Below are 6,042 nucleotides of genomic sequence, written 5' to 3' on the forward strand. Positions count from 1 at the left end.
ATAAAGATAATTTTCGCTGTAATATAAAACTAAAAAAAACGAAAATTATTTCAATCGACAACTATTTTATCCAAAATACATGAACTATCAGGAAACTACCAATTGGATGTTTAATCAACTCCCGATGTATCAACTTCAAGGCGCCTCGGCATACAAGGAAGATTTAACTAATATTAAACTATTGGCAACGCATCTTGATAACCCGCAAAACAGGTTAAAATGCATTCATGTTGCGGGAACAAATGGCAAAGGTTCTACTTCGCATATGCTGGCCTCGGTTTTGCAGGAGGCGGGATATAAAGTGGGTTTGTATACTTCTCCGCACTTAAAGGATTTCAGGGAAAGAATTAAAATAAATGGCGAAGAAATCTCAGAGGATTTTGTTTGTGAATTTGTGGCAAAACATAAGGATTTCTTTGAAGCGAATGATATGAGTTTTTTCGAAATGTCTGTAGGTTTGGCTTTTGATTATTTTGCTTTTGAAAAAACAGATATTGCTATTATTGAGGTTGGCCTTGGCGGAAGATTAGATGCTACTAATATTATTTCGCCTTTGGTTTCTGTTATCACAAACATTGATTTAGATCATACTCAGTTTTTAGGAAATACTCCGGCACTAATTGCGGGTGAAAAAGCGGGAATTATTAAACCAAATGTTCCGGTTGTTATTGGTGAATATACGAATAAAACTCAGCCTGTATTTTTGGCTAAAGCCGAAGAAAACAAAGCGCCTATTTATTTTGCTGCTGATTTAGTTACGGAAGTTTTTCCGTCGGACTTAATTGGGGATTATCAATTTCATAATAAGAAAACGGTTCAGCAAACGATTGCTGTTTTGAATTCTGAAAATGAGTTTACCGTTTCGGATGAAAGTTTAAAATCTGGTTTATTGAAAGTGGTAAAAAATACGGGATTGCAAGGAAGATGGCAACAATTGGGCGAAAACCCGAAAATCATTTGTGATACGGCACACAACAAACACGGATTGGCGGTTGTGATGAATCAGATTCAAAAAGAAACTTTTGATAATCTACATATTGTCCTGGGAGTTGTAAATGATAAAGACCTGGATTCTATTTTGCCTCTTTTTTCTAAAAACGCACAATATTATTTTTGCAGACCTGATTCGTCGAGAGGTTTAGACACTGAAATTTTGAAAGAAGCGGCTAAAAAGTATGACTTATTAGGAGAAAAATACGATTCGGTAGCGGAAGCTTTTGCTGCTGCGAAGCAAAATGCGACGGAAAACGATTTTATTTATGTTGGAGGAAGTACTTTTGTTGTTGCGGAATTGCCCTTAAACTAACAGATCTTGGAATTATTGTAAAAAGGCTAAAAAATCTTGCTTTATAATAAATTCAATTACAACTAGATAGAAAAAACTTTAAAAAAACTTTAAATTTTTAGCGCGTTTTCTTTGCAGAACTGAAAAAGTGGCTTATATTTGCACTCGCAATCACAAACGATAGCAACCTAGTAAAATAGGGCGATTAGCTCAGCTGGTTCAGAGCACCTCGTTTACACCGAGGGGGTCGGGGGTTCGAACCCCTCATCGCCCACCAAGAAACTCCTTAAGAAATTAAGGAGTTTTTTATTTCAACACACTTCTTCTTCCTTTAGAATAATACAAAAGTTACTACTTTCCTTTTTTCTGTATATGCACCAACATCTTTATAGAAATCCTCGTTCTAAATACTAGATTACAAAAAAAATAATCTTACCTGCCTAAGAACAATTTTCCCCTTTATTTTTAACTTAAAAAAAAATAATTAATTTAAAAATGAACAAACTAAATGAATACATTCATAATTACTGGAGGACCCGGGGCGGGAAAAACTACTATTATTGAAGAATTAAAACATAGCGGTTATAATTGTGTCGATGAAGTAGCTCGCCAAATTATTAAAGAACAAATATTGAATAATGGAGATGCACTCCCGTGGGCAGATCAGGAAAAATATACTTTTTTAATGCTCGAAAGATCCATTGCTACTTTTCTAAAAAACAAAGACAATTCATCAATTACCTTTTTTGACAGAGGAATCCCTGATACTTTATCATATGCTCATCTCATCAAATTAAAAATATTTCCTAAACTAAGCGAAGCTATTACAACTTACAGATACAATCCTATTGTATTTATATTACCGCCATGGGAAGAAATTTATCAGACAGATTCTGAACGTAAACAAACTTTTGCAGAAGCAATTGAAGTTTTTAATACTTTAAAAAAAACTTACAATGATTGCGAATATCAACTTGTAGAAGTGCCAAAATTAGAAGTAAAAGAAAGAATTGATTTTATTCTTTCTGTAATTGAAAGAAAGTAAATAATCTCAACAATGCAAAAAAACTCCTTAATTGCTTAAGGAGTTTTGCTTTTTAAACCAAAAGACGAAGATTGGCTTTTGTTATTTTTTCTCTTTCGTCTGAATAACTTCTCTTTTTATAGAATCAGTTGGCTTTAATGTATCTGTTTCTTTATTGATGATTTCACTATCGCTAATCGTATCATTATCGATTACCGCAGGCTCCCCTTCTATTGCTGCTTTTCCCATACAACTCGTTAAAGTAAAAAGAAGACTAACTGAAAATAGAGCAAGATTTTTAATTGGTTTGATCTTAATTCTACTAATTCTATTTCTTAAATTATCGTATTTAATACTCTCCTTGGTTTGAACCTGATCAAACTTAAAATGCCCGCAAACACCTTCTTTACCTGAATTTTTAATCAAATAGTTTTTAATTTCAGAAATCTCCATTTTAGTAAAATCAATTACTGTTTTACTACAAGAATTACAAAATCTCCCATCTTTGTTTGGCAGCATTGAATTCCAATTTTGACTGCAGGGCTTCGGTACATTAATTTGATTTTCCATTTAATTTAAAGATTATTAATTGTTGCTTTTAAGGTTTACTAACTTCTTCACGCAAGACAAATATAATGCCGCAATAAATGAACTTTTAAAATTGAGAACAATCTTAATTATCTAATTTCAATTTTATTAAATCAATTACTCAATTTCACTTTTAGTATTTTAAAATTTCCGTTTTCATCTTCTTGCCATTTATCTTGCCCAATTAAATAATATTTCCCTTTTTCTCTAATTATCCGATTTTCAAAATCCCTGTCTTCTGATATGAATGCATTAGTTTTTGCGATCATAATCCAAGTTCCGTTTTTAAATGACCAGACGGAAATATTATTCCACCAACCTTCATTTGTCCTAGAAAAAACTATTATCTCGTTTGCATTATCATTATTAATATCTTCAGTTTTCGCTACAAAAATCCCTAAACTTTGAGCAAAACTTATTTTAGGAATATTATTTTTAAATTGAATATCTATATCACAATTATTTCCTCCGCATTCAAGTTCATTCGTAGCTGTATTAAATTCATAATTTACAAATGCAGTATCACTAATTTTATCATTGTTAAAATCTCCAACAAAAAATTTTCTGTTATGTATTTCTATTTTATCCGAAATAGGTTTATCTATTTTCGTTTTTTTTGAAATACTTTTTTCTGTTTTAGTTTTACAACTGTAAATAACTAAAAGCAAAATTAAAAATCTGATTCTCATATTACAATTGTTCTATTACAACGACAACTAACTACTTTGTACAAATCATTAAATATTTGATTCTTTAAATCTATAAACGCTCAATACTACTTATAGTAATTCCAACAAAGCAATCATCCATACAGTTTTTCTCGACATATCCGCATTGTGATATCAAGCCATCATTTTTTGATTCGAAATAATTTGTTGTATTTTTTCTCTTAATTAACCAATCACTTTTCGCTTTCGCATAGATTTCGTCTAATGTTAAAGCAGCAGCACCATTTTGATGGGTATTTATTTCGCTTTCATTTTCTGTCCATTCTATTGTTCTGCAGGAATATTAACCGAATTGCCAATGGACTTGAAACTTCTGTTTGTTACTTTTCCACTTGAGACGGTTATGGTAGTTTGCCATCGATAGGAAGAAAGCAAAGAACCTCCCGGAACAGCATATTTATAGGAGTTTTTCGAAGATTCTTTAAATTGTAACCATGCAGTTTGACTGCTTTGAAAATCGTTTTTGTAGCTCAAATCATCATCCGAAGAACAGGAAATTAATAAACTACTAATGAATAATAATGTGATGTAATAAATTTTGTTTTTCATAATTTATGTGTTTAATATTATATTCTTATTTTTTATTATTCTAATCCATATTTCAATTCCTCTTTCTTTGCTTTTCTAAATTATAAAACTTTATATTTTATATAGTTTCCCCAATATAAACACATTTTCCTAAAGCGATACCTTTTTGCATTTAATCATAAAGAACGGAAAACTTTCGTCAAGTTTTGTAATTTCAAACAATCCAAATTGATCAAACTCTGCGTGAATTGCTTCTTTATCATAAAAATACATTTGTATACCATCGAATATTTCGTAACGATCTTTACTTATAAATTTACCTTTGCCGTAAGTATGCGCTTCTTTCGTAATAGCTGTAAAAATCATATACCCGTTTTCTGATAATTGGTTGTAACAATCTCTAATTAGTTTTTCTCTGTCTTTACTATCTAATAAATGTATCAGCGCGTAGCAAAATATTCCATCATATTTATGGTTATCAAATGGCATATCAGTTACAGAACCGTGATAAATTTTGAGATCTGTACCATAATGTTTTGCTGCCAGATCAATGGCCGTTTGCGATATTTCAATTCCTGTTACTGTTATTCCGTTATCTCTAAAAACCTGAGCATTTCTTCCGTAACCTATTCCCGGAATTAGAATATTTTTGATCGCCTTTTCGACAAAAAAATCCTTTACTAGTATCGCTGATTTTGATGGCTCAAGTCCCCACATTTCCTGTTTCTCTATAAAATTATCTTCCCAAAATTCTGCCATACCCTATTGTATTTATTTGTTTTCTTAATTTTCAGCACTCTCGCCAAAGTTAATCTTTTTTAAATTATTGCAACAAAATTGCATTAACAATTAAAACTACTCATAAAAACCTCTCTACATTTAAACAGTTTCATAAATTTTTATACATTTGAAAAAACAAAAACAATGAATAGAAAAGGTTGTCTTCCTCCGCCAAGAGTTTAATTTCTTTCTAAAATGAGATGAAGTTACAAGTTGATGATGCATCAACTGTTTCAGCGTACTTCATATTTAACTAGTAATTAATTAAATCTTGTTCGGTTTCGAACACCTTTTTCATGAAAAATTCATATATAAAGTTACACATAGCTGTAATACTTTCGGGTTTTACCGGTATTTTTGGTAAACTCATTTCCCTTAACGAAGGACTTTTAGTTTGGTACAGAACCTTCTTTTCTGCCATTATTTTATTTTTTCTTATCAAGTTAACCAGGACATTGGTACAAATCAATATTCGGGAAAAATTAAATATTGCCAAAATCGGTTTTTTTATAGCGATTCATTGGGCATTTTTTTATGCCAGTATAAAATATTCCAGCATTTCTATTGGCGTGGTTTGCTATTGCCTGACTAGTTTTTTTACGGCAATTTTCGAACCCTTGATCAATAAAAATAAACTTGTTTTTTCACAGTTAGTTTTTAGTGTCATCACATTATTTGGCATTAGCCTGATTTTCCATTTTGATAGTTCTTATCATACCGGAATTTTATTAGGCTGTGTTTCATCTGCATTTGCCGCTTTGTATACCATTTATAACGAACGACTGGTAAAAACGTACGACAGTAAAATCATTAATTATTATCAAATGATTGGTGGAACTATTTGTTTGGGAATTTTAATGCCTTTTTATTTGATTTTCTTTCCTGTTACAAGTTTAATTCCAAACGGAAGCGATTTTTTTTATCTGATCTTACTATCATTATTTTGTACCGTAGGCTTGTATGTTTTATTTGCAGAAGCATTAAAAAAAATACCTGCTTTTACAACGAATCTTACCTTTAACTTAGAGCCTATTTATGCCATAATTTTAGCTTTTGTATTTTTTAATGAAGGCAAAGAAATGAGCATATCATTTTACCTTGGATTATTT

General features: G+C 31.0%; 7 protein-coding genes and 1 tRNA gene. 4 read left to right on the forward strand and 4 right to left on the reverse strand.

Annotation, left to right across the window (positions count from 1 at the left end; all coding sequences use genetic code 11):
* Positions 1-79 precede the first annotated feature (79 nt).
* From FLACOL7796_RS20175 to FLACOL7796_RS20185, 3 genes are all read left to right on the forward strand, one after another.
* A complete protein-coding gene (locus FLACOL7796_RS20175; protein ID WP_173972598.1) occupies positions 80-1,306 on the forward strand; it encodes a bifunctional folylpolyglutamate synthase/dihydrofolate synthase in 1,227 nt (408 codons plus the stop codon).
* A 178-nt stretch (positions 1,307-1,484) separates the two neighbouring features.
* A tRNA-Val gene (locus FLACOL7796_RS20180) sits at positions 1,485-1,562 on the forward strand.
* A gap of 231 nt (positions 1,563-1,793) precedes the next feature.
* Positions 1,794-2,330: an AAA family ATPase gene (locus FLACOL7796_RS20185; RefSeq protein ID WP_173972599.1), complete on the forward strand. Its 537-nt coding sequence runs from the start codon at positions 1,794-1,796 to the stop codon at positions 2,328-2,330.
* 81 nt (positions 2,331-2,411) lie between these two features.
* Here the strand turns inward: FLACOL7796_RS20185 and FLACOL7796_RS20190 are convergent, their stop codons facing one another.
* The 4 genes from FLACOL7796_RS20190 to FLACOL7796_RS20205 form a co-directional block, all read right to left on the reverse strand.
* Positions 2,412-2,879, reverse strand: coding sequence for a hypothetical protein (locus FLACOL7796_RS20190; RefSeq protein ID WP_173972600.1), 468 nt, complete (start codon positions 2,877-2,879; stop codon positions 2,412-2,414).
* 131 nt (positions 2,880-3,010) lie between these two features.
* Positions 3,011-3,586 (reverse strand): hypothetical protein, encoded by a 576-nt coding sequence (locus FLACOL7796_RS20195; protein ID WP_173972601.1) that lies wholly within the window; start codon positions 3,584-3,586, stop codon positions 3,011-3,013.
* Between the two features lie 303 nt (positions 3,587-3,889).
* The gene (locus FLACOL7796_RS24600) at positions 3,890-4,174 is read right to left on the reverse strand and encodes a hypothetical protein (protein WP_197913338.1); all 285 of its coding nucleotides are present in this window, start codon (positions 4,172-4,174) and stop codon (positions 3,890-3,892) included.
* A gap of 129 nt (positions 4,175-4,303) precedes the next feature.
* Complete coding sequence (locus FLACOL7796_RS20205) at positions 4,304-4,912, reverse strand: class I SAM-dependent methyltransferase (protein ID WP_173972602.1); 609 nt, start codon at positions 4,910-4,912, stop codon at positions 4,304-4,306.
* A gap of 317 nt (positions 4,913-5,229) precedes the next feature.
* On the opposite strand from FLACOL7796_RS20205, the gene FLACOL7796_RS20210 reads away from it, so the two are divergent.
* On the forward strand, positions 5,230-6,042 hold an 813-nt coding region (locus tag FLACOL7796_RS20210; protein ID WP_173972616.1), incomplete at its 3' end, for a DMT family transporter.

Origin of the sequence: Flavobacterium bizetiae (assembly GCF_902804475.1) — a bacterium.
Lineage (GTDB): Bacteria > Bacteroidota > Bacteroidia > Flavobacteriales > Flavobacteriaceae > Flavobacterium > Flavobacterium bizetiae.

Coding starts and splice junctions, on each gene's coding strand:
- FLACOL7796_RS24600 (WP_197913338.1), bottom strand. CDS start 4,174: ATGAAAAACAAAATTTATTACATCACATTATTATTCATTAGTAGTTTA.
- FLACOL7796_RS20185 (WP_173972599.1), top strand. CDS start 1,794: ATGAATACATTCATAATTACTGGAGGACCCGGGGCGGGAAAAACTACT.
- FLACOL7796_RS20175 (WP_173972598.1), top strand. CDS start 80: ATGAACTATCAGGAAACTACCAATTGGATGTTTAATCAACTCCCGATG.
- FLACOL7796_RS20195 (WP_173972601.1), bottom strand. CDS start 3,586: ATGAGAATCAGATTTTTAATTTTGCTTTTAGTTATTTACAGTTGTAAA.
- FLACOL7796_RS20205 (WP_173972602.1), bottom strand. CDS start 4,912: ATGGCAGAATTTTGGGAAGATAATTTTATAGAGAAACAGGAAATGTGG.
- FLACOL7796_RS20190 (WP_173972600.1), bottom strand. CDS start 2,879: ATGGAAAATCAAATTAATGTACCGAAGCCCTGCAGTCAAAATTGGAAT.